Source organism: Burkholderia sp. NLJ2 (genome assembly GCF_049487195.1).
In the GTDB taxonomy this organism is placed as follows: domain Bacteria; phylum Pseudomonadota; class Gammaproteobacteria; order Burkholderiales; family Burkholderiaceae; genus Burkholderia; species Burkholderia pyrrocinia.
Window position 1 is genome coordinate 3486344 of the sequence record NZ_CP137808.1, and the last position, 22781, is coordinate 3509124.

At 68.4% G+C, this 22781-nt stretch carries 23 protein-coding genes; 14 read left to right on the forward strand and 9 right to left on the reverse strand.

The window, feature by feature from the left end; genetic code table 11:
* Positions 1 to 108 precede the first annotated feature (108 nt).
* Positions 109 to 1475 (forward strand): IS3 family transposase gene (locus R9B84_RS16075; protein WP_423758700.1). Its coding sequence is split into 2 segments (ribosomal slippage): positions 109 to 583 and positions 583 to 1475, totalling 1368 coding nucleotides; the frame shifts between segments, so codons are not numbered across the junction.
* A 101-nt stretch (positions 1476 to 1576) separates the two neighbouring features.
* On the opposite strand, the gene R9B84_RS16080 is transcribed toward R9B84_RS16075, so the two are convergent.
* From R9B84_RS16080 to R9B84_RS16090, 3 genes are all read right to left on the reverse strand, one after another.
* A complete protein-coding gene (locus R9B84_RS16080; RefSeq protein WP_014895772.1) occupies positions 1577 to 1888 on the reverse strand; it encodes a high-potential iron-sulfur protein in 312 nt (103 codons plus the stop codon).
* A 139-nt stretch (positions 1889 to 2027) separates the two neighbouring features.
* A complete protein-coding gene (locus R9B84_RS16085; RefSeq protein WP_423758701.1) occupies positions 2028 to 3137 on the reverse strand; it encodes an NAD(P)/FAD-dependent oxidoreductase in 1110 nt (369 codons plus the stop codon).
* A 154-nt stretch (positions 3138 to 3291) separates the two neighbouring features.
* The gene (locus tag R9B84_RS16090) at positions 3292 to 4272 is read right to left on the reverse strand and encodes an AAA family ATPase (RefSeq protein ID WP_423758702.1); all 981 of its coding nucleotides are present in this window, start codon (positions 4270 to 4272) and stop codon (positions 3292 to 3294) included.
* 239 nt (positions 4273 to 4511) lie between these two features.
* On the opposite strand from R9B84_RS16090, the gene R9B84_RS16095 reads away from it, so the two are divergent.
* The 9 genes from R9B84_RS16095 to R9B84_RS16135 all read left to right on the forward strand — a co-directional run bounded on the left by R9B84_RS16095 (position 4512) and on the right by R9B84_RS16135 (position 13270).
* The gene (locus R9B84_RS16095; protein WP_423758703.1) at positions 4512 to 5231 is read left to right on the forward strand and encodes a nitroreductase; all 720 of its coding nucleotides are present in this window, start codon (positions 4512 to 4514) and stop codon (positions 5229 to 5231) included.
* Positions 5232 to 5377: 146 nt separating this feature from the next.
* A complete protein-coding gene (locus R9B84_RS16100) occupies positions 5378 to 5866 on the forward strand; it encodes a hypothetical protein (protein ID WP_423758704.1) in 489 nt (162 codons plus the stop codon).
* Positions 5867 to 5871: 5 nt separating this feature from the next.
* Positions 5872 to 6687 carry an endonuclease/exonuclease/phosphatase family protein gene (locus R9B84_RS16105; RefSeq protein ID WP_047899269.1) on the forward strand — a complete coding sequence of 272 codons (816 nt, stop codon included), beginning with the start codon at positions 5872 to 5874 and terminating at the stop codon, positions 6685 to 6687.
* A 99-nt stretch (positions 6688 to 6786) separates the two neighbouring features.
* Positions 6787 to 7434 carry a LysE family translocator gene (locus R9B84_RS16110; RefSeq protein WP_423758705.1) on the forward strand — a complete coding sequence of 216 codons (648 nt, stop codon included), beginning with the start codon at positions 6787 to 6789 and terminating at the stop codon, positions 7432 to 7434.
* 228 nt (positions 7435 to 7662) lie between these two features.
* A complete protein-coding gene (locus tag R9B84_RS16115; RefSeq protein WP_047899271.1) occupies positions 7663 to 8433 on the forward strand; it encodes a ferredoxin--NADP reductase in 771 nt (256 codons plus the stop codon).
* A gap of 416 nt (positions 8434 to 8849) precedes the next feature.
* Positions 8850 to 9665 carry a quorum system sensor histidine kinase RqpS gene (gene rqpS / locus R9B84_RS16120; RefSeq protein ID WP_423758706.1) on the forward strand — a complete coding sequence of 272 codons (816 nt, stop codon included), beginning with the start codon at positions 8850 to 8852 and terminating at the stop codon, positions 9663 to 9665.
* Positions 9666 to 9672: 7 nt separating this feature from the next.
* Complete coding sequence (gene rqpR, locus R9B84_RS16125) at positions 9673 to 10329, forward strand: response regulator transcription factor RqpR (protein WP_423758707.1); 657 nt, start codon at positions 9673 to 9675, stop codon at positions 10327 to 10329.
* A 223-nt stretch (positions 10330 to 10552) separates the two neighbouring features.
* Positions 10553 to 11959: an amino acid permease gene (locus R9B84_RS16130; RefSeq protein ID WP_423758708.1), complete on the forward strand. Its 1407-nt coding sequence runs from the start codon at positions 10553 to 10555 to the stop codon at positions 11957 to 11959.
* Between the two features lie 285 nt (positions 11960 to 12244).
* Complete coding sequence (locus R9B84_RS16135) at positions 12245 to 13270, forward strand: XdhC family protein (RefSeq protein WP_423758709.1); 1026 nt, start codon at positions 12245 to 12247, stop codon at positions 13268 to 13270.
* A 91-nt stretch (positions 13271 to 13361) separates the two neighbouring features.
* On the opposite strand, the gene R9B84_RS16140 is transcribed toward R9B84_RS16135, so the two are convergent.
* The 6 genes from R9B84_RS16140 to fliE all read right to left on the reverse strand — a co-directional run bounded on the left by R9B84_RS16140 (position 13362) and on the right by fliE (position 17554).
* Positions 13362 to 14096: a PepSY-associated TM helix domain-containing protein gene (locus tag R9B84_RS16140; RefSeq protein WP_423758710.1), complete on the reverse strand. Its 735-nt coding sequence runs from the start codon at positions 14094 to 14096 to the stop codon at positions 13362 to 13364.
* 268 nt (positions 14097 to 14364) lie between these two features.
* Complete coding sequence (locus R9B84_RS16145; RefSeq protein WP_050014230.1) at positions 14365 to 14682, reverse strand: EscU/YscU/HrcU family type III secretion system export apparatus switch protein; 318 nt, start codon at positions 14680 to 14682, stop codon at positions 14365 to 14367.
* The gene (locus R9B84_RS16150) at positions 14679 to 16022 is read right to left on the reverse strand and encodes a flagellar hook-length control protein FliK (RefSeq protein ID WP_423758711.1); all 1344 of its coding nucleotides are present in this window, start codon (positions 16020 to 16022) and stop codon (positions 14679 to 14681) included. Before R9B84_RS16150 ends, R9B84_RS16145 begins: the two co-directional genes overlap by 4 nt.
* Before the next feature lie 137 nt (positions 16023 to 16159).
* Positions 16160 to 16492, reverse strand: coding sequence for a flagellar protein FliT (locus R9B84_RS16155; protein WP_262537712.1), 333 nt, complete (start codon positions 16490 to 16492; stop codon positions 16160 to 16162).
* Positions 16489 to 16923, reverse strand: coding sequence for a flagellar export chaperone FliS (gene fliS, locus R9B84_RS16160; RefSeq protein WP_423758712.1), 435 nt, complete (start codon positions 16921 to 16923; stop codon positions 16489 to 16491). Before fliS ends, R9B84_RS16155 begins: the two co-directional genes overlap by 4 nt.
* 286 nt (positions 16924 to 17209) lie before the next feature.
* Positions 17210 to 17554, reverse strand: coding sequence for a flagellar hook-basal body complex protein FliE (gene fliE / locus R9B84_RS16165; RefSeq protein WP_047899281.1), 345 nt, complete (start codon positions 17552 to 17554; stop codon positions 17210 to 17212).
* Positions 17555 to 17804: 250 nt separating this feature from the next.
* Between fliE and fliF the strand changes: the two genes are divergently transcribed.
* Genes fliF through fliI form a run of 4 tightly spaced genes read left to right on the forward strand, consistent with a single transcriptional unit; the run spans position 17805 to position 22779 of the window.
* A complete protein-coding gene (fliF, locus tag R9B84_RS16170; RefSeq protein WP_423758713.1) occupies positions 17805 to 19571 on the forward strand; it encodes a flagellar basal-body MS-ring/collar protein FliF in 1767 nt (588 codons plus the stop codon).
* Positions 19561 to 20556, forward strand: a complete 996-nt coding sequence (fliG, locus tag R9B84_RS16175; RefSeq protein ID WP_072437575.1) for a flagellar motor switch protein FliG — start codon at positions 19561 to 19563, stop codon at positions 20554 to 20556. Before fliF ends, fliG begins: the two co-directional genes overlap by 11 nt.
* A complete protein-coding gene (gene fliH / locus R9B84_RS16180) occupies positions 20549 to 21232 on the forward strand; it encodes a flagellar assembly protein FliH (protein WP_423758714.1) in 684 nt (227 codons plus the stop codon). Before fliG ends, fliH begins: the two co-directional genes overlap by 8 nt.
* Positions 21226 to 22779 carry a flagellar protein export ATPase FliI gene (fliI, locus tag R9B84_RS16185; protein ID WP_423758715.1) on the forward strand — a complete coding sequence of 518 codons (1554 nt, stop codon included), beginning with the start codon at positions 21226 to 21228 and terminating at the stop codon, positions 22777 to 22779. The genes fliH and fliI overlap by 7 nt, the downstream gene beginning before the upstream one ends.
* Positions 22780 to 22781: the final 2 nt, after the last annotated feature.

Genomic DNA, 22781 nt, shown 5'->3' on the forward strand with positions numbered 1-22781 from the left:
GGCGCAACGGGACCGTGCGTTCAGAAACCGTTTTCAAGCAATAAAAACGCCCGCCGTGAACTGCACCCCAAAAGTTGGATTCTGATCCGACCTTTGGGGTGTTTTTTCATGACGAAGTACAGCGAAGAGCTTCGACGGCAAGTTGTTCAAGAGCATCTGGCGGAGGGGCTTGGCTCGATCCGACTGGCGAAGCGTCACGGTATTGGCCGATCGGCGATACGCCAATGGATCACGGCCTACCATGTGCATGGCGATGCCGGATTGCGCAGGAAGACAAGTCGGTACGATGCACAGTTCAAGCTCTCGGTGCTGCTCCATATGTGGCGGGCGGAGTTGTCGTACAGACAGGTGGCAGCCGTCTTCGACATCCGCAGCCCGGGGTGCATCGGGCAATGGGAGCGCCTGTATCATGACGGCGGTCTAGCCGCTTTGGCGCCCCGTCCGCGCGGGCGTCCCAGGAACATGCACGAATCTCTGCCGCCCCAATCTGCCAGTGAAGAACCCACGCCGGACGAGCGGCCCCGCGAGGAATTGCTCAAGGAGATCGAGTATCTGCGCGCGGAGGTGGCGTACCTAAAAAAACTCGATGCGCTGCTGCAATCAAAGAAGGCGGCAGCGCCAAAGAAAAAGCGCAAATAGTGCATGAGCTGAGGCAGCGCTATCCGGTGGCCGCGCTCCTGAGGGCAGCAGGTCTGGCGCGCAGCACGTTCTATTACCAGCTCAAGGCGCTGGACGTCGGTGATCGGTATGCGGAGCTCAAAGCAAAGATCCGGACCGTGTACGACCATCATCAAGGCCGCTACGGCTATCGACGGATCACCGCCACGATCCGGCAGGCAGGGCACGTCATCAACCACAAGACGGTGCAACGGCTGATAGAGCAGTTGCAGTTGAAGTCGCGGGTACGTCCAAAGAAATACCGTTCCTGGCGAGGTGAAGTCGGCCGGGTTGCGCCCAATCTGCTGCAGCGTCAGTTCGATGCCGAGCGGCCGAATCAAAAGTGGGTAACGGATGTGACCGAGTTCAACGTCGGCGACCAGAAGTTATATCTGTCGCCGGTGATGGATCTGTACAACGCGGAGATCGTCGCCTACCAAATGGATCAGCGGCCAAGCTTTGAATTGGTCAGCGGCATGTTGAAGAAGTTGCTGGCCAAACTCGGGCAGAAGGACCGGCCGCTATTGCACTCCGATCAAGGATGGCAGTATCAGATGCCCGCTTACCGCCGACTGCTCGCGCAGCACGCGCTGACTCAGAGCATGTCCCGTCGGGGAAATTGCCTTGATAATGCAGCGATGGAAAGCTTCTTCGGTACGCTGAAGTCCGAGTGCTACAGACTCAGCCGCTTTAGCAGCGTAGATCAGCTACGCGATGCGCTGACCCGCTACATCCATTACTACAACCACGAACGTATCAAGCTCAAACTGAAAGGGCTGAGTCCCGTGCAATACAGAACTCAGCCCTTCGGCGCTTAGCCTTTAACCGTCCAACTTCGTGGGGTCAGTTCACCGTCTTTCGACGGCGGGCGTTTTGCGGTTTTCGCCACATTGCGGCATCGCACGATGCCGCTTGCGCGTTAACCCATCTTCGAGAATGCGCTGCACCAGCCCTTCGCCGACACCTGCTTGCCGGGGAAGGCGCCGCACGGGCCCGAAGCCGAACCCTTCTTGCCCTGGTACAGCATGCAGGCCGCGCAATCCTGGCCCGCTGCGTATTTCGGGTACTTCGTCTTGTCGACCTTCGTGGCATCGGCCTTGTAGCCGAGCGCCACCGCGGTCGGATCGGTTTCCGACAGCATCGGCGCATCGGCCAGCGCTTCACGCGACAGCGCCAGCGCGGACACGACGCCAACGCTCGAAATCAGGAAACTCCGACGGGATGTTTTCATGGGGGACTCGCTCCAACGTTATCGGTTTGAAAGCTGTTCTGGCGACAGCCGTTCGACAGAATAACCGCCAACGAATAAACCGTGCGCGCCGAAATGCCGGAGATAAGGGATTTCACACGGCGCGACGCGCACCGGTGCGTCAGCCGTAAGCAGTCATCTCGCCGACACGTTGCGCGAGCGCGAGCGACGCGGTGAGCCCCGGCGATTCGATGCCGAACAGGTTCACGAGCCCGCGCACGCCATGCTGCGCGGCACCCTGCACGATGAAGTCGGCGGGCGGCTCGCCGGGCCCCGCGACCTTCGGCCGGATGCCCGCGTACGCAGGCTGCAGCGCGTCGTCGGGCAGATCCGGCCAGTACGCGCGGATCGACGCGTAGAACGCGCCCGCGCGCGCCGGGTCGACTTCGTAGCGCAGCGAATCGCACCATTCGACGTCCGGGCCGAAGCGCGCCTGCCCGGCGAGGTCGAGCGTCAGGTGCACGCCGAGCCCCGCGCGGTCGGGCATCGGGTAGACGAGATGCGAGAACGGCGCGCGGCCCGACAGGCTGAAATAATTGCCGCGCGCGAGATAAAGCGGCGGCACCCAGCGCGGGTCGAGGCCGCGCGTGCGGCGCGCCAGCGCCTGCGCACCGAGGCCCGCACTGTTGATCACGCAGGCGGCCTCGATCTCGGTCGGCGTGTCGCCGCCCGTGCGCACGACGAAGCGCCCGCCGCGCAGCACGTCGATCGACTCGACCGGGGATTTCAGCGCGCACACCGCGCCGTCGCGTTCCGCATCGCCCAGCAGCGCAAGCATCAACTGGTGGCTGTCGACGATGCCGGTGGACGGCGAGAACAGCGCTTCCACGCATTCGAGCGCGGGTTCGAGCGTCTGCGCCTCGACGCGCGTGAGCGGCATCAGGTCGAGCACGCCGTTTTCGGCCGCGCGTGCGGCGATCGCCTTCAACTGTTTCACCTGCGTGACACTCGTCGCGACGAGCAGCTTGCCCGTGCGCCGGTGCGGCACGTGATGGGTATCGCAGAATTCGTACAGCAGATCGCGGCCGCGCACGCACGACATCGCCTTCAGCGAACCGCGCGGGTAGTAGAGCCCCGCGTGGATCACTTCGCTGTTGCGCGAGCTCGTGCCCATGCCGATCGCATCGGTGGCCTCGAGCACGAGCGTGTCCCGCCCGCGCGCAGCCAGTTCGCGTGCAATCGCAAGGCCGACGACGCCCGCGCCGATCACTACACAATCCATCTGCTCCATGACTTTTCGCGCCGCTAACGCGTCGAGGGGAGAGAACAGAATTGTACGTCCCGGCTCATCCGCTTGCCGAACGCATCTGCATCGCGTCGCGACGACGCGTCGCGCGATGCACGACGCGGCGCGCGCACGCCGCCGCCGTGCGCGCGCCGCCGGTTCAGAAGCCGATCGGCCTGCGCTTCGCCGCCCCCTCGTCTGCGCGGATGTCGTGCGGCCCGATCGCGTCGCGGCCGCCGAGCCGCGCGGCGCCGAATGCGTGCAGCAGCGCGCGGCGCATCGTGCGCGGCGGCGTCGCGGCCAGCACGTCGAGCGCGTCGTCGCCGAGCGTCTCGGGGAAGCGCCGCCCCCACGCGTGCGACGTGCGGATCTCGTCGTAGATCGTCTGCGCGATCCGGCGCGCGCCGGCCGCATCGGGCGGCGCGATCTCGTACACGTTCATCCGGTTGAGCAGCGGCTCCGGAATCGCCTGCGCGTCGTTTGCGGTCGCGACCCAGATCACGTTGCCCGCATCGATCGGCACTTCCGCGAATTCGTCGATGAACGCGCGCGCGGTGTCGTGCTCGAGCAACGCATACAGCGCGCCGAGCGGATCGTATTGCGCATCGCTGCCGGCCTTGTCGATCTCGTCGACCGCGATCACCGGGTTCGCGTAGCTGCCGTTCACGAGCGCATCGAACACCTTGCCGGGCTTCGCGTTCTTCCATTGCGACGACGCGCCCGACAGGATCCAGCCGGCCGTCAGCGAACTCATCGGCACGTAGTGGTACGCGGTGCCGAGCAGTTGCGCGAGCGCCTTCGCGAAATGCGTCTTGCCAATACCGGGCGGCCCGAGCAGCAGGATCGGCATCAGTTCGAGCCGGTCGTCCGTTTCGAGACACAGCGCGACCTGCTTGCGCACGTCGTCGAGCGGTTCGACGAAATTGGGCAGCGCGTCGCCGAGCGCGTCGAACGACGGCATCCGGTTCGGCTTCACGCAAAAGCGCAGATTCCCCGTCTTGAGCATCCTTTCGTAGGTGGCGCGCAATGCGTCGCTCGCGCTCTCGTTCAGGTCGCTCAGCGCCGTCTCGACCTGCTCGAGGTCGTACACCGTGCTGAAGGACGCCACCGCCAGTTCCTGTTTCACCATCGCCGTCGTCATACCAACCTCGCTGCCGCTTGCTGTCGCACAACCATCAGACCCTTACGATTTCAGTGTAGCGGGCCCGCATCGCCGCGCAAGCAAGCAGCCGTGCGAGTCTGCTGCTAACACCCGGCGTGCGCTGCACGGCTGCGCGGCGCGGCGTATGATCGTCGGTTCACCCATCCATTCACCCGCCGAGCCGGCCCTCGTCGACGGCGCCCACGCGGCGCTTCGCGCCCGGTCCCGAAGGTATGCCGATGTCCGTCCCCACTGCTTCCCCGCGCGTCGATGCCGATGCGATCGGCGCCGTCGACGCGGCGCTCACGTCGCGCCGCGCGATCCGCGCGTTCCTGCCGACACCCGTGCCGCGCGACACGCTCGAGGCGATCCTCGAAGCCGCGAGCCGCGCGCCGTCGGGCACCAACATCCAGCCGTGGCGCGTGTACGTCGCGACCGGCGCCACGCGCGATGCGCTCGCCGCCGCGCTGACTGCAGCCCACGACGATCCCGCGCGCGACGAGAAATACGTCGCCGAGTACGACTACTACCCGCGCGAATGGGTGTCGCCGTACATCGACCGGCGCCGCAAGGTCGGCTGGGACCTGTACGGCCTGTTGAACATCGGCCGCGACGAGAAAGCGCGCATGCACGCGCAGCACGCGCGCAACTTCCGTTTCTTCGATGCGCCGGTCGCGTTGTTCTTCACGCTCGATCGCGTGATGACGCACGGTGCATGGCTCGATTGCGGGATGTTCCTGCACGGCGTGATGACGGCCGCGCGCGCACGCGGGCTCGATACCTGCCCGCAGGCCGCGTTCGTGCCGTTTCACCGGATCGTCACCGAACACCTCGGCATTCCCGCCAACGAGCAATTCGTCTGCGGCATGTCGCTCGGCCATGCGGACCCCGACGCGATCGAGAACCGCCTCGTCACCGAACGCGCGCCCGTCGCCGAATTCGCGCGCTTTTTCGCTTGAAAACGCATGACGCGCACCTACCTTTCGAACAGGACCGCATCGTGCGGCGAACCTGCCGCGGCGCGTCCTGTCACATCCCGATCGAAATCGATCGGGCGTAAGATGTGCGTCCGTTCCCCGCTATTCCGCGTTTCCGGAGACGTTTCATGCTGAAACACGGCCTGGCCGTCCTGCTTGCGAGCGTCGCGCTCGCCGCCCATGCGCAGAGCCCCGCACCGGCCTCCGTCGCATGGGAGATCCAGGTGGTGCGCGACGGTCAGACGATCGACACGTTCCAGCAGCGCACCACCGTGGGTCAGACCCGCACCGACACCCATCGCTATCCTTCCGCCGTGCCGGTCGGCTGCGGCAACGCCGCGCGCGTCGTGCCGACCGAGCGCTCGCGCTCGGTGACGGTCGCGCCGCTCACCGTCGACGCCAGTGCGAACACGGTGTCGCTCGCGCTCGACGTGCAGGAAACGCTCGACGACGAAAACGCGACGCGCGGCGATCCGTGCGTGCCCGCATCGCCACGGCAGATCGTCGCAAGCCACCCCGGCCTGTCGGTCGGCGGCGACGCGTGGACCGACTGGACGCTCGTCGAGCAGCATCCGCATCTCGTGTACCGCGTGCGTGCGCACGTCGCGAAGGACTGAGCGTCATGTCCGCCGACGCCCTGTCCCTGCCGTTCGCCGAACCGCACGCCGCCCCCGACGAAATCACCGCAGTCAGCTGGAACCTGCACAAGGGCCGCTCGCCGCTCGGCTTCACCGCGTGGAACGCGATGCGCAACTGGATGCAGTCGACGCACGCCGACGTGTATTTCCTGCAGGAAGCGATGGCGCGCCGCATGCCGCGCCCGATGCTCGCCCCCGGCTTCGGCGCGCAGATGGACGACGCGGTCGACGACGTGTGGCACTGCCAGGCCACCGAGATCGCGCATGCGCTCGACTGGCAGATCGCGCTCGGGCCGAACGTGTTCAAGCCGTCGTGGCGGCACGGCAACGCGATCCTGTCGCCGCATCCGCTCGACCTCGGCGGCCGCTGGGACATCTCCGCGCACCGCTTCGAGCGGCGCGGGCTGCTCGTCGCGCGCGCGACGCTGGCGGGCGCGCGCCCGGTCACGCTGCTGTGCGCACACCTCGCGCTCACGCGCGCCGCGCGGCTGCGCCAGATGCACTGGATCGCGCACTGGATCGTGCGCAATGCGGGCGACGGCCCGCTGATGCTCGCCGGCGACTTCAACGACTGGCGCAACGATTCGGTTGCGCTGTTCGGCGAGATCGGGATGTCCGAGGTCGCGACGCTGCTCGGCGAATCGGGCCGCACGTTCCCCGCGTTCTCGCCGGCGCTGGCGCTCGACAAGATGTTCGTGCGCGGCCTGACGCCGCTCGAATGGCGCGCGCCGTCCGGCGAGGCCGCGTGGCTGTCGGACCACCTGCCGTACATCGCGCGCCTGCGCCTCGATCCGCAATAACGGTCTCGATCGCGATCCGTCGCAAGCGCGGCCGCGCGGCGCACGCTACATTAACGGCTTGCCCATCCCGCCACCGAGCCGCCGCCGGCCCGCGCCGCCATGACCTACCTGCCGATCCTGCTGCAAATCGCCGTCGTCTATCTCGTCGCGGCGATCACGCCCGGCCCGAATTTCTTCATGATTTCGCAACTGTCGCTCGCGGGGCGGCGCAGCCTCGGCGCCGCGTCGGCGCTCGGCGTCGGCACCGCGTCGGTCGCCTGGGCGACGCTCGCGATGCTCGGTCTCGCGGCCGTGCTGCACCAGGTCGAATGGCTGTACGAGGCGATCCGGATCGGCGGCGCCGTCTATCTCGTGTATTTCGGCTTCAAGCTGCTGCGCTCGGGCGTGCGCCGCGACGCGGCGCCGGTCGACGCACCGGACGAACGCGCGCCGCTGGCCGCGCCGCACGCGCGCGACTACCTGCGCGCCTATCGCAGCGGCCTGTTCACCTGCCTGACGAACCCGAAATCGTGCGCGTTCTGGACCAGCGTATTCGCGGCGATGCTGCCCGCGCATGTGCCGCTGTGGTTCAACGGCGCGGTGCTGGTGACGATCGGCGTGCTGTCGGCCGGCTGGTACTCGTGCGTCGCGACCCTGTTCGCGAGCCCGCGCGCGCAGCGCGGCTACCGGCGCGTGCGGCGCCCGCTCGACGCGCTGTGCGGCGTCGCGCTCGTCGGCCTCGGCGCGAAACTCGCGGCCGATCGCTGAAAGCTGATTGAAATAATTCGTTGCGCCAAATCCGCGCGGCTGCGGGGGTCAAGCCCGCGATCAGCGCCAACAGGGTAAAATAACCAGTTCGTCAATCGTCTGTCATCGAGAAGGCGCGTGTCCGACGCGCCGGCCGGCCGATCCTCGATCGGGCCGTCGCACTCGGTTTTTTTTGCCCGTTTTTGGGCCCGTTACACGCGTTCGCCACGCGCGTCCGTTTTCAAAGCCATGAGCAAATACGACACCGCCACCGTCCAATCCGTCCACCACTGGACCGACACGCTTTTCAGCTTCACCTGCAGCCGTGAGGCGAGCCTGCGCTTCAACAACGGCGAATTCACGATGGTCGGCCTCGAGGTCGACGGCAAGCCGCTCGCGCGCGCCTACTCGATCGTCAGCCCGAACTACGAAGAGCACCTCGAATTCTTCAGCATCAAGGTGCAGAACGGCCCGCTGACGTCACGCCTGCAGCACCTGAAGGTGGGCGATACCGTGCTGATCGGCAAGAAGCCGACGGGCACGCTGGTCGCCGACAACCTGCTGCCGGGCAAGACGCTGTGGATGCTGTCGACGGGCACGGGCCTGGCGCCGTTCATGTCGATCATCCGCGATCCGGACATCTACGACCGCTTCGACAAGGTGATCCTCACGCACACGTGCCGTCTGAAGGGCGAGCTCGCGTACATGGACTACATCAAGCACGACCTGCCGGGCCACGAGTACCTGGGCGACATCATCAAGGAAAAGCTCGTCTACTACCCGACGGTCACGCGCGAAGCGTTCGACAACGAAGGCCGGATCACCGACCTGATCGCGACGGGCAAGCTGTTCACGGATCTCGACGTCCCGCCGTTCTCGCCGGAACACGACCGCGTGATGCTGTGCGGCAGCACCGCGATGCTGAAGGACACGACCGACCTGCTGAAGCAGGCCGGCCTCGTCGAAGGCAAGAACAGCGCGCCGGGCCACTACGTGATCGAACGCGCATTCGTGGACTGATCAGTCCCCGAAATTTGTGCAGCATCAAGAACCGGAGCTTTCGCTCCGGTTTTTTTTTCGTCCCCACTTGGCGAATTCGTAACAAACTGGGACCATCTCATCTCAAATAGTTACATTTCGATACGTCATCGCCCGGCGCTCGGGTGTCAGTGTTTTTCCTACAACAGCTTCATCCCGATTATTCACATTTACCCTTAAATGTCCGCCTGACATGACTTTTACGGAATTTTTGAGATATTATTCGGCGCGCGTGATTGCCGCTCGGATACGTGTGAAGGGTCGGATGCAAGTGTTACAAAACGTAACTTTTGTTACCTCGGCATGGGGCGATTCTCTGGCGGCGACCGTCATCGAAACGGCAACCGTTCCACGCAACCAGCCGGTGTCTGAACCGCTTTCTGACAGCAGGGAGAGTCATGGATACGTCGCTTAACGCGCCCCCGGGCGCCCACGCCCCGTTCCCGTCGCCGCAGCTCGTGCATGGCTGCGCCGCTACTCCGCCCATTGCCGAAACCGCGTCGACACGCGATGCCTGCGCCGCGCGCATCGCGGCGCTGTCCGCCCAACTGCTTGCCGCCGACGAAGCCGCCCGCCGCCATCTGGCCGGCGAGCTGCACGACGGGCTCGGCGCCGAACTCACCGCTGCGCGTTTCGCGCTCGCAAACGTTCAAACGTGGCTGCCGGCCGATGCGCCGGACGGCTGCCTGCGCGCGCTGGAGCTTGCCCAGCAGGCGCTCGACGCCGCAACCGACGCGAATCGCCGGCTGATCGACGAACGCGACACGCCGGCGCTCGACGCGGGCATGGTCGGCGCGCTGTCGTCGTGGGTCGACAGCCATGCGACGCGCACGGGCCTGCGCACCAGCTTCGTGTGCGCGGCCGACGCGCGCCTGACCCAGATCGCCGGCGCCAGCGCGCTCGCGGTGTTCCGCGTCGCGCAGGAAGCGCTGTCGAACGTCGCGAAACACGCACGCGCGGCGTCGGTCGACGTGCGGATCGTCACCGACGGCACGCATCTGTCGCTGATTGTCTCCGACGATGGGATCGGTTTCGCCCGGCGCCGCCGCACCGGCTACGGCCTCGCCGGCATGCGCGCCCGCTGCGAAGCGTTCGGCGGCAGCTTCGAGGCGGCCACGCCGGAGACCGGCCACGGCACCCGCGTCACCGCGCGCTTCGCGTGGGATTCGCTGCTCGCGGTGCCCGTCGCGGCACGCCGCGCGTCGCTTTCGTGAGGTCGGCATGAGCCTGAACATCCTGCTCGTGGACGATCACGCGATCGTCCGGCAAGGGATTCGCCAGTTGCTGATCGATCGCGGCATCGCCCGCGACGTGACCGAGGCCGAGACCGGCGGCGACGCGATGGCTGCCGTCGACCGGCAGGAATTCGACGTGATCCTGCTCGACATCTCGCTGCCGGACACGAACGGCATCGAGGTCCTCAAGCGCCTCAAGCGCAAGCTGTCGCGCACGCCGGTGCTGATGTTCTCGATGTACCGCGAGGACCAGTACGCGGTGCGTGCGCTGAAGGCCGGCGCCGCCGGCTACCTGTCGAAGACGGTCAACGCCGCGCAGATGATCGGCGCGATCCAGCAGGTCGCGGCCGGCCGCAAGTACGTGAGCCCCGCGATGGCCGAGGCGCTCGCCGAATACGTGTCGTTCGAGAACGAGCCGCTGCCGCACGAGAAGCTGTCCGACCGCGAATACCAGACGCTCTGCATGCTCGCATCGGGCAAGCGGCTCACCGACATCGCGAACACGCTGTCGCTGTCCGTGAAGACGGTGAGCGTGTACCGGTCGCGGCTGCTCGAGAAGATGCGGCTGTCGAACAACGCGGAACTCACGTTCTACGTGATGAGCAACCAGCTCGTCGACATGGCGCCCGCGGCCGGCGCCTGATTCGTCCGATTCCCCCGACACATCGGATTCGTCCGATCCAACGACGCGGCACGCCGCGTCGCCTTCAACAGCCACCCGTTTCGCGCGCAAGCGCTTGTTTTACCGGACGATTCCACGGCACGCCGCTGCGCCGCAGCGGGTCTTGTTCGTCAAATCGGCTAAAATTACGGGTTTTCACTCAGTCAGCGCAGCCGCGCTCGCGCGCGCTGGCCATTCATCCGCAATGTCTCTCTTCCGCAAGAAAAACGTCGATCGCATGATCGCCGGCGCGCACGCCGCCGGACTCAAGAAAGCGCTCGGCGCGATCGACCTCACCTTCCTCGGCATCGGTGCGATCATCGGCACCGGCATCTTCGTGTTGACCGGCACCGGCGCCGTGCAGGCCGGCCCCGCACTGATGCTGTCGTTCGTGATCGCCGCGATCGCATGCGGCCTCGCGGCGCTGTCGTACGCGGAATTCGCGTCGACGATCCCCGTCGCCGGCTCGATCTACACGTATTCGTACGCGACGCTCGGCGAGCTGGTCGCATGGATCATCGGCTGGGACCTGATGCTCGAGTACGGCCTCGCGGCATCGGCCGTGTCGGTCGGCTGGTCGGGCTACCTGCAGTCGCTGCTGCAGGGCTTCGGGCTGTCGCTGCCGACCGTGCTGACGGCCGCGCCCGGCGCGGTGCCCGGCGTGGTCACGTGGTTCAACCTGCCCGCGTTCCTCGTGATGCTCGTGATCACGACGCTGCTGTCGATCGGCATCCGCGAATCGACCCGCATCAACAACATCATGGTGTTCATCAAGGTGTCGGTCGTGCTGCTCGTGATAGCGGTCGGCGTGTTCCACGTGACGCCCGCGAACTGGAAGCCGTTCATGCCGCACGGCTGGAACGGCGTGTTCGGCGCGGCGGCCGTGATGTTCTTCGCGTTCATCGGCTTCGACGCGGTGTCGTCGGCGGCCGAGGAAGTGAAGAACCCGAAACGCGACCTGCCGATCGGCATCATCGCGTCGCTCGCGGTGTGCGCGGTGCTGTACGTGACGGTCGCCGCGGTCGCGACCGGCATCGTGCCGTCGGCCCAGTACGCGAACATCTCGCACCCGATCTCGTACGCGCTGCAGGCCGCCGGCGAGAACTGGGTCGCGGGCTTCATCGACCTCGGCGCCGTGCTCGGCATGCTGACCGTGATCCTCGTGATGAGCTACGGCCAGACCCGCATCGTCTTCGCGATGTCGCGCGACGGCCTGCTGCCGGCGGCGCTGTCGCGCGTGCATCCGCGCTACGCGACGCCGTTCCTGACCACCTGGCTCGTCGGCCTGTTCTTCGGCCTGATCGCCGCGCTCGTGCCGCTCAACGTGCTCGCCGAACTGATCAACATCGGCACGCTCGCCGCGTTCTCGATGGTGTCGATCGCAGTGCTCGTGCTGCGCCGCACGCACCCCGACCTGCCGCGCGCGTTCCGCTGCCCGGGCGTGCCCGTGGTGCCGATCCTCGCGGTCGCGTCGTGCCTGTTCCTGATGCTGAACCTGCAGCCCGTCACGTGGGCCGCGTTCGGCATCTGGCTCGTGATCGGCCTCGTGATCTACTTCCTGTACTCGCGACACCACTCGAAGCTCGCGCACGGTCACCACGACGCGCACTGACCTCCGCCGCTGCGCGCGCTCGCCGCGCGCAGCGGTGCGACGCCGCGCCGGGTCGTCACCGACCCCGTGCGGCCCCCCTTCCCCTGCCGAACCAGCCGCCGCCGGACACGCGCCGCAGCGCCGTTCCCCCGCGCGATCGTGTCCGATCGTCGCGAAATCTTGCCTGATCGTCCGGATTTGCCCGCACGCATTGCACGCTGCCTGCACGCGTGCGCCGGGCGGTTCATAATCCCGCCATCGAACGACGGCCGGACCGGCGGGCCGTCCGGCAACAGGAAAAAGATGATGGAAAGCGTCGATCTCGATGTACTGAAATCCAGCGCGCGCTGGATCAAAGAAGGCCGCCGCGTGCTGCTCGTGACGGTCGTGAAGACGTGGGGCTCGTCGCCGCGCCCCGAAGGCGCGATGCTCGCGGTGCGCGAGGACGGGCTCGTGGTCGGCTCCGTGTCCGGCGGCTGCATCGAGGACGACCTGATCGCCCGCGTGCACGCGAGCGGGATCGAGGCCGATGCGCGCCCGGAAGCGCTCAAGTACGGCGTGACGGCCGAGGAAGCGCACCGCTTCGGGCTGCCGTGCGGCGGCACGATCCAGCTCGTGCTCGAGCCGCTCACGCGCGACAGCGGAATTGCCGCGCTGTGCGCGGAAGTCGAGGCCGGCCGCCTCGTCACGCGCACGATGACGCTCGCGACCGGCCGCGCGTCGCTGTCGCCCGCGCAGGCGGCCGACGGGCTCGCGTTCGACGGCGAGCGGCTCGTGACGATCCACGGGCCGCGCTACCGGATGCTCGTGATCGGCGCGGGCCAGTTGTCGCGCTATCTGTGCCAGATCGCGGCCGGGCTCGACTACCAGGTGACGGTGTGCGATCCGCGCGAGGAATACACGGATGCGTGGGACGTGCCGGGCACGCGCGTCGTGCGCACGATGCCCGACGATACGGTGCTCGACATGAAGCTCGATGCGCGTTCGGCCGTGATTGCGCTCACGCACGATCCGAAGCTCGACGATCTCGCGCTGATGGAGGCGCTGAAGACGCCCGCGTTCTACGTCGGCGCGCTCGGCTCGCGGCGCAACAACGCGGCGCGGCGCGAGCGGCTGCGCGAGTTCGACCTGAACGAAGCGGAACTGGGCCGGCTGCACGGGCCGGCCGGCATCTACATCGGCAGCCGGACGCCGCCGGAAATCGCGATCTCGATCCTCGCCGAGATCACCGCCGCGAAGAACAACGTGTCGCTGCCGACGATCCTGCAGGTCGAAGGCGCAAAGGCCGCGCGAGAAATCGCGGCGAACAGCGGCGCGGCCTGCGGCCTCTGAGCCGCACCGGCCAACCGCCTCGGCCGCGCCGGATGCGCGGCGGAATCGGACGAACCGGCTCACGCCGGCGTCGGGCCGGCGCGATCGTCGATCAGGTCAGGCCGGCGGCAAGCGCCGCGGCAACCGAACCGACCACCAGCACGACGCCGACCGTGCGGCGCTTGTTCAGCTCGGTCCACAGCAGCACGCCCGTCAGCGACAGCAGGATCAGCGAGCCCGCGATCGTGTCCATCAGCAGCACCCAGCCGAGGTTCATCCCGACGCCGCGATGCAGGTTGTTCAGCGTCGTCAGGAACGTGTTGTCCGTGCGCTTCACCGACACATAACCGTTGCCGACCCAGTATTCGGCCTGCAGGTTCCGGTGCGGGCCGAACAGGCCGAACTGCCAGTGCTCGGGCTGCATCACGCGCTGGTCGCCCCATGCGACGGCCTGCGCGGGATCCTTGCGGATGCGGCCGGGCCGGCCGTCGAAGTGCAGTTCCTGCTGCAGCCATTTCGTCATCGCGGCGGGCGTCTTCGGCGCCGGATCGGGCAGTGCGATCTGCATCTGCTCGACTTGCGGCTCGCCGGTCGGAATCTTCAGCGGCGGCGCGCGGTGGTTCAGCAGCACGCCCGTCACGCCGAACAGCAGCCCGAGCACCGCACCCCACAGCCCGACCCAGCCGTGCACCTTGCGCAGCCACTTGATGAACGTCGCGCGGCGCGAGCGCTGGCGGCGCGCGGCCAGTTCGTCGTCGGTCAGCGGGCGGGCCGCCGGGTGCAGCACGGTGACGCCCGCGCGCGGCTTACCCGTTTTGGGAGGGTCGATCGTTTCGGGCGCGTTCACGCGGAAGGTTCCATTCGTTCAAAACAACGGGCGGCGCGCAGAGATCGCGCACCGCCCGGCAACATGAAAATGAGAATGGATATCATTACATAAATCGAATTCCGGCTCAATCGGCCCGGCTACGCAGCGGCGGGCTCGACGAACCAAGGAACGCGGACGATGCAGGCACGTTGCGCCGGAATATCGACAGATGGACGACACATGCCGTCCGAATGATCCCGCAAGACCGGGACAGCATTTCGTAAGAAGCGGCGCGACGGCGCGCCGTTCAGCGCAGCGGCGGCAGTGGAAAACGCGGCGCGACGCCATCCGGTGCGGGCTCGGTGCGATCGAGCGCGTACAGCCACGCGAGCAGATCCGCGACGGCCTGGTAGAGCTGCGGCGGAATCCGGTCGTCGAGGTCGACCTGCATCAGCAGCGACACCATCTCCGGCGCGGTATGCACGTACAGCCCCGCATCGTGCGCGCGCGCGACGATCATCTCGGCGAGCACGCCATAGCCCTTCGCGACCACGCGCGGCGCCGCATCGCCGCCTTTCGGATCGTAGACGAGCGCGGCCGCACGCTTGCGGGACGTCATGCTCATTGCGGCACCTCGTCGTCGGCGCCGGGCATACCCGCCGCACCGCGCGCATATGCGGCGGCGGCCGCCTGCGCGGCAAACAGGTCGAAGCCGTCCGGCCCGTCGTCGACCGCGCGGATCGACAGTCCGCCCACCCGCAGCCCCGATCCCTCGAGCCGCTGCCGCAGCGCGGCTTCGTGCCGCGTGAGGCGGTCGGCGCCCGTCTGGTTCGCACGCAGCCGTGCGACGAGTTGCGCGCCGTTCAGCACCAGCTCCGCGTCGACCGTGCCGAGCGACGGCAACGTCAGCGTCAGGCGCGTGCGCCATGCGATGCCGTCGCCCGCGTCATCGCCACCGCCGCGCGGCGCGCGACCGCCCGGATCGTCGGGTTCGATCGTCCAGTCGAGCCGTGCGCCGGGCCACGCCTCGCCGGTCCAGCGGAACTGGTCGGTCGCAAGCGCGTCGAGCTGCTGCCTGACGAGCGGCACGGCGGCCGGGTGCACGGGAGCAAGCGTCTGCGCCTGCGGATCGGACGACGCGGCGGCCAGCTCGGCACGCGCGGGCGTCCAGCGCGGGTCGGCGTGCGCGCCGAGCGGATCGGCGGTGTCGGGCGGCAACGACACGCCCTGCCGGGCGGCCGCCGGCAACGTCTGCGCGGGGTCGCGAGCGGGTGCACCGCCTTGGGCCGGCGGGCCCGCTGGCGCGGTCGCCCGCGTGGTCGCCGGCAGCGGCGTGCGCTGCGCGAGCAGTTCGTCGAGCACGTCGGTCGAGTCGTGCTGCACGGCATTCGGGTCGGCCGGCGCGAGCGCGGCCGTCAGGCGCGCCTGCGGCTCGCGCATCAGCGCCGCGAGCGGACGCTGGCCGGCCAGCCACTGCGCCAGATGGGATTCGTAGAAGAGGCCGCTCTCGCTCACGGCCTGCGCGAGCGCTGCGCGCAACGCCGCGACCGGCGGCAGCGCGGTCGTTTCGCGCGCCGCCGCGGCGGACGAAGCCGCAGCGGAAGAAGGCGTGGAAGGCGTCGCCGGATCGGACGCGGCCGGCGCACGCGCCGGCACGGCCGGATCGGTCAGCAGCACGGCGGGATCGGCCAGCAGCGGCGCACGCCCGGCGATCGCGGGCGTCGCGTCGCCGCCCGCGCGCGAGATCGCGTCGAGCACGCGCCCGACGTCGGACAGCGCGGTCTGCGTGGAGGCTTGCGGCGCGGCGGGCTGGCCGCCGGCCGGAGGCGGGGAAGACACACCGACGCCCGGCGTGCCGACCTGCGCGGTCGCGCCGCCGCCGGCGGGTGCCGATACGGTGCCGGTCAGCAAGCTGTCGAGGCGGCTTGCCAGCAGTGCGGCCGCAACGGGGTCGATACCGGTCATGATCGGAGCCTGCTCACCTCAGCGACATCGTTGCGAATCCGGGAGCAGCACGCCGGTGCGGCCCACGGGAACAGCGCGCGTGCCACGTGCGGCAACGGGCATGGGCGCCCCGCGCCCGTCTCCCCGGAAAACGGGCCCTACCCGCGCGCGCGGTAGAGATCGGTCAATACCTTGGTCGAGCGCCGCGCCTCGAACAGCGCGGACAGCCGCGCGACGTCCGGGCTCGCGAGATCGCGGATCGCGGCGTCGTCGGCCAGGATGCGGCGAATCAGGTCGAGCTTGCGGCCGAGATCCGATTCGTCGAGCGCGACGCCCGGATCGGCTTCCTTCAGCCCGTCGACGAGCTGCATGAATTCGGCCTGCAACCCCGGCAACGCGCTCCAGTCGGCGCTGCGCGCGGCGCACAGCATCCGGCCCGACACGGCGGCGAGCGCCTCGTAACGCGCGAAGTATTCGGCCTTGAGATTCATCGTGCTGCTTCCACTGCCTGTTGCGCGGCCATCCGCGCGACTTCCGGGGCGATGCCCGTCCATGCTTCCTCGAGCGTGGCGAGCAGCCCGTCGACCTCGACCAGCATCGCGTCGCTCGCCTGCGCGTTCGCTTCCAGCAGGCGCCGGCCGATATACGCATACAGCGCGTCGAGCCGGCCCGCGATGTCGCCGCCCGCGTCGCGGTTCAGCGACGCCCGCAGGCCGCTCTCGACGATCCGGATCGCCTTGCCGATCGCTTCGCCGCGCGCGGACACGTTGCCCTGCTGCAGGTGCATGCGCGCCAGTGCGATCGCCTGCCGCGCGCCCTGGTACAGCATCGCGATCAGCCGGTGCGGGGACGCGCCCATCACCCCCGTCTCGACGCCGACACGCGCGTAGGCACTGGCTCCAGCGTGTCCTGGGGAAAACATGCGCTTCTCCTTGTGATGCCTTGGCTATACGGGAGCCGCCGCCGTGCATCGCACGACGCGGCCTTCTCCGGAGTTATCGGAAGGGATTTGAAAAGCTTTAGGCGCGCGGGGCCTCCGCCGGGCGCGGGAAACCGGCCCGCCGGCCCCGTCCGGCAAGCCCGGATGGGTGTCGCCGGTTGGCCGGCCCCGGATGCCCGTCGCCGGGTGGCCGTCCCCGGATGGCCGTCGCCGGTGGCCGTCCCCGGATGCCCGTCGCCCGGATGGCCGGCCCCGGTTGGCCGTCCCGTCACACCGACATCTGCATGATGTCGTTGTAAGCGCTCACCAACTTGTTGCGGACCTGAAGCCCGAACTGGAAGCCGATGTTGGCTTTCTGCATGTCGACCATCACGTCGTTCAGCGACACGTTCGGCGCACCGACCTCGAACGCCTGCGCCTGGCCGAGCGCGTGCTGCTGGTCGCCGCTGATCTTGTCGAGCGACGCCTTCATCGCGCTCGCGAACGTGCCGGCCGTCGCCGCGCCCGAGCCGGCAAGCGCCGCCGTCGGGCTCGCGACGCCGCCCGACGCCTGCGCGGCCATCGACTGCATCTGTTGCAACACCGAACCGATTCCGCTGACGTTCGCCGTCATGCTGTCCCCAGACATAAGAGAAGAGACCCGGACGCACCGGGCGTTTCCGCCGGCGCCGCACCACGCGCACCATGCCGGATCGCGAAAAAGGATAGCAGCGCGCCGCGCGGCAAAGCCGAGAAAGTACGGGGGAAACCCCGCTCTTTTCGGTCGATCGGAGTCCGGCCCGGGTCACGATAATCGCATCGTGTCATTGTCCGCCCGCTCGTCCGAGCGAGCTCAGTCGTCCCGCTCCGGAGAAACTCGACGCATGGATTCGCAGGCCAACTCGCTGATCAACCCCGACGCCCGCGCGGGCCTCGCCAGCCCGGCGTCCGGCGCCGCCGCGGCCGCCGCGCTGCCGGGCGCGGGCGTCGCCGGCGCGGACTTCGGGCTCGGCGGCTTCGCGGAACGCATTCCCGGCATCTCGCGGATGAAGGGCAACCCGAAGCTGCCGTTCCTGATCGCCGTCGCGTTCGCGATCGCCGCGATCACCGCGCTCGTGCTGTGGAGCCGGACGCCCGACTACCGCGTGCTGTACAGCAACCTGTCGGACCGCGACGGCGGCGCGATCATTACCGCGCTCCAGCAGGCAAACGTTCCCTACAAGTTCGCCGATGCCGGCGGCGCGATCCTCGTGCCGTCGAACCAGGTGCATGAAACGCGCCTGAAGCTCGCCGCGATGGGGCTGCCGAAGGGCGGCTCGGTCGGCTTCGAGCTGATGGACAACCAGAAATTCGGCATCAGCCAGTTCGCCGAACAGGTCAACTACCAGCGCGCGCTCGAAGGCGAGCTGCAGCGCACCATCGAATCGATCAACGCGGTGCGCAGCGCACGCGTGCATCTCGCGATCCCGAAGCCGTCGGTATTCGTGCGCGACAAGGAAGCGCCGAGCGCGTCGGTGTTCGTCGACCTCTACCCGGGCCGCGTGCTCGACGAGGGCCAGGTCCAGGCGATCACGCGGATGGTGTCGTCCGGCGTGCCCGACATGCCCGCGAAGAACGTGACGATCGTCGACCAGGACGGCAACCTGCTGACCCAGTCGGCTTCTGCGTCCGGCCTCGACGCGAGCCAGCTCAAGTACGTGCAGCAGGTCGAGCACAACACGCAGAAGCGCATCGACGCGATCCTCGCGCCGATCTTCGGCACCGGCAACGCGCGCTCGCAGGTCAGCGCGGACCTCGATTTCTCGAAGATCGAACAGACCTCGGAAAGCTACGGACCGAACGGCGTGCCGCAGCAGGCCGCGATCCGCAGCCAGCAGACCAGCAGCGCGACCGAACTCGCGCAGGGCGGCGCGTCGGGCGTGCCGGGCGCGCTGTCGAACACGCCGCCGCAGCCTGCCTCCGCGCCGGTCGTCGCCGGCAACGGCCAGAACGCGCCGCAGACGACGCCGGTCAGCGACCGCAAGGACCAGACGACCAACTACGAAGTCGACAAGACGATCCGCCATCTCGAACAGCCGATGGGCAGCGTGAAGCGGCTGTCGGTCGCGGTCGTCGTCAACTACCAGCCGGTCGCGGACGCGAAGGGCCACGTGACGATGCAGCCGCTGCCGCCCGCGAAGCTCGCGCAGGTCGAGCAGCTCGTGAAGGACGCGATGGGCTACGACGAGAAGCGCGGCGACTCGGTGAACGTCGTGAACAGCGCGTTCTCGACCGTGAGCGACCTGTACGCCGACCTGCCGTGGTGGCGCCAGCCCGACATGATCGCGATGGCGAAGGAAGCCGCGAAGTGGCTCGGCATCGCGGCGGCCGCTGCGGCGCTCTACTTCATGTTCGTGCGCCCGGCGATGCGCCGCGCGTTCCCGCCGCCCGAACCGGTCGCGCCGGCGCTCGCGGCGCCGGAAGACGTCGTCACGCTCGACGGCCTGCCCGCTCCGGTCAAGGCGGACGACGAGCCCGATTCGCTGCTGCTCGGCTTCGAATCCGAGAAGAACCGCTACGAACGCAACCTCGACTACGCGCGCACGATCGCCCGCCAGGATCCGAAGATCGTCGCCACCGTCGTGAAGAACTGGGTGTCCGATGAACGCTGAAGGCTTGACCAAGAGCGCGCTGCTGCTGATGTCGATCGGCGAGGAAGAGGCCGCGGAGGTATTCAAGTTCCTCGCGCCGCGCGAGGTGCAGAAGATCGGCGCCGCGATGGCCGCGCTGAAGAACGTCACGCGCGAGCAGGTCGAGAGCGTGCTGCAGGACTTCGTGAAGGAAGCCGAGGAGCACACCGCGCTGTCGCTCGATTCGAGCGAGTACATCCGCTCGGTGCTGACCAAGGCGCTCGGCGAGGACAAGGCCGGCGTGCTGATCGACCGCATCCTGCAGGGCAGCGACACGAGCGGCATCGAGGGCCTGAAGTGGATGGACTCGGGCGCCGTGGCCGAACTGATCAAGAACGAGCATCCGCAGATCATCGCGACGATCCTCGTGCACCTCGACCGCGACCAGGCGTCCGAGATCGCGTCGTGCTTCACCGAGCGGCTGCGCAACGACGTGCTGCTGCGGATCGCGACGCTCGACGGCATCCAGCCGGCCGCGCTGCGCGAGCTCGACGACGTGCTGACGGGCCTGCTGTCCGGCAGCGATAACCTGAAGCGCAGCCCGATGGGCGGCATCCGCACCGCGGCCGAGATCCTGAACTTCATGACGAGCGTGCACGAGGAAGGCGTGCTCGAAAGCGTGCGCCAGTACGACGCCGATCTCGCGCAGAAGATCATCGACCAGATGTTCGTGTTCGAGAACCTGCTCGACCTCGAGGATCGCGCGATCCAGATGGTGCTCAAGGAAGTCGAGTCGGAAACGCTGATCATCGCGCTGAAGGGCGCGCCGCCCGCGCTGCGCCAGAAATTCCTCGCGAACATGTCGCAGCGCGCGGCCGAACTGCTCGCCGAGGATCTCGACGCGCGCGGCCCGGTGCGCGTGTCCGACGTCGAGACGCAGCAGCGCCGCATCCTGCAGATCGTGCGCAACCTCGCCGAAAGCGGCCAGATCGCGATCGGCGGCAAGGCGGAAGACGCGTATGTCTGATTCGGCGAGCGATCGCGTGGGCACCCTCACCGCCTACCAGCGGTGGGAGATGGCGTCATTCGACCCGCCCCCGCCCCCGCCGCCGCCCGACAACGCGGCCGCGGCCGCCGCCGCGCTCGCCGAGGAACTGCAGCGCGTGCGCGACGCCGCGCACGCCGAAGGCCATGCGGCCGGCCACGTCGAAGGCCAGGCGCTCGGCTACCGGGCCGGTTTCGAGCAGGGCCGCGAACAGGGTTTCGAGATCGGCCAGGCCGACGCGCGCGAACAGGCCGCGCAACTCGCGGCGCTCGCCGCGTCGTTTCGCGAGGCCGTATCGACCGCCGAGCACGATCTCGCGTCCGACATCGCGCAGCTCGCGCTCGACATCGCGCAGCAGGTCGTACGCCAGCACGTGAAGCACGACCCGGCCGCGCTCGTCGCTGCCGTACGCGACGTGCTCGCGGCCGAACCCGCGCTGTCCGGCGCGCCGCATCTCGCGGTGAATCCGGCCGACCTGCCCGTCGTCGAAGCCTATCTGCAGGACGATCTCGACACGCTCGGCTGGAACGTACACACCGATGCGTCGATCGCGCGCGGCGGCTGCCGCGCGCACGCCGCGACCGGCGAAGTCGACGCGACGCTGCCCACGCGCTGGCAGCGCGTCGCCGCCGCGATCGGCAAGGTGAGCACGTGGTGACGCGGTCGCCCGAATCGCTCGCGCACGACGGCATGACGCCGCTCGAGCGCGAACTCGCGCTCGCGTCGTTCGGCCCCGCTGCCGCGCACGACATCGCACACGACACGACGCCGCACGCAACCGCCGCAGCGGCGGTCGCACACGACGCCGCGCCGCGCGCGCCGCACAATCCGCATCTCGCGCACTGGCGCACGCACCTGAACGGGCTTGCCGCGCGCAGCCACCGCGCGCTGCCGCTGCGGCCGTGCGGGCGCCTCACGCGCGCGGCGGGCCTCGTGCTCGAGGCGATCGGGCTGCGCCTGTCGGTCGGCGCCGAATGCACGATCGAATTGCCGCCCGGCAGCACGCTGCCGCACGCGGAGGCGGAAGTCGTCGGCTTCGCCGGCGACCGCCTGTTCCTGATGCCGACCACCGACGTCGCCGGCGTGCTGCCCGGTGCGCGCGTGTGGCCGCTCGAAAGCGCACCCGTCGCCGATCCGCTCGCGGGCGCGAAACGGCTGCCGGTCGGCTGGGAGATGCTCGGGCGCGTCGTCGACGCGTCGGGCCGCCCGCTCGACGGCCTCGGCCCGCTCGCGTCGAAGGTCGATGCGCCGCTGTCGGCGCCGTCGATCAACCCGCTCGAACGCGAACCGATCCACCATGTGCTCGACGTCGGCGTGCGCGCGATCAACGCGCTGCTCACCGTCGGCCGCGGGCAGCGCATGGGCCTGTTCGCGGGCTCCGGCGTCGGCAAGTCGGTGCTGCTCGGCACGATGGCGCGCTACACGAGCGCGGAAGTGATCGTGATCGGGCTGATCGGCGAACGCGGCCGCGAAGTGAAGGAATTCATCGAACAAATCCTCGGCGAGGACGGGCTCGCGCGCTCGGTCGTCGTCGCGGCGCCGGCCGACGTGTCGCCGCTGCTGCGGATGCAGGGCGCGGCCTACGCGACGTCGCTCGCCGAGTATTTCCGCGACCAGGGCAAGCACGTGCTGCTGCTGATGGATTCGCTGACGCGCTACGCGATGGCGCAGCGCGAGATCGCGCTGGCGATCGGCGAGCCGCCCGCGACGAAGGGCTATCCGCCGTCGGTGTTCGCGAAGCTGCCCGCGCTCGTCGAGCGCACCGGCAACGGGCCCGAAGGCGGCGGCTCGATCACTGCGTTCTACACGGTGCTGACCGAAGGCGACGACCAGCAGGACCCGATCGCCGATTCGGCGCGCGCGATCCTCGACGGCCACATCGTGCTGTCGCGCACGCTCGCCGAGGCCGGCCACTATCCGGCGATCGATATCGAGGCGTCGATCAGCCGCGCGATGACCGCGCTGATCGACGAAACGCATCTCGACCACGTGCGGCAATTCAAGCAGATGCTGTCGCGCTACCAGCGCAATCGCGACCTGATCGCGGTCGGCGCGTACGCACCCGGACGCGACGCGCAGCTCGACCGCGCGATCGCGCTCTATCCGCGCATCGAGGCGTTCCTGCAGCAGGGCTTTCGCGAATGCGCGCCGTTCGCATCGAGCCTCGCCGGGCTCGATGCGCTGTTCGACGCTTACGGAGGCTGATC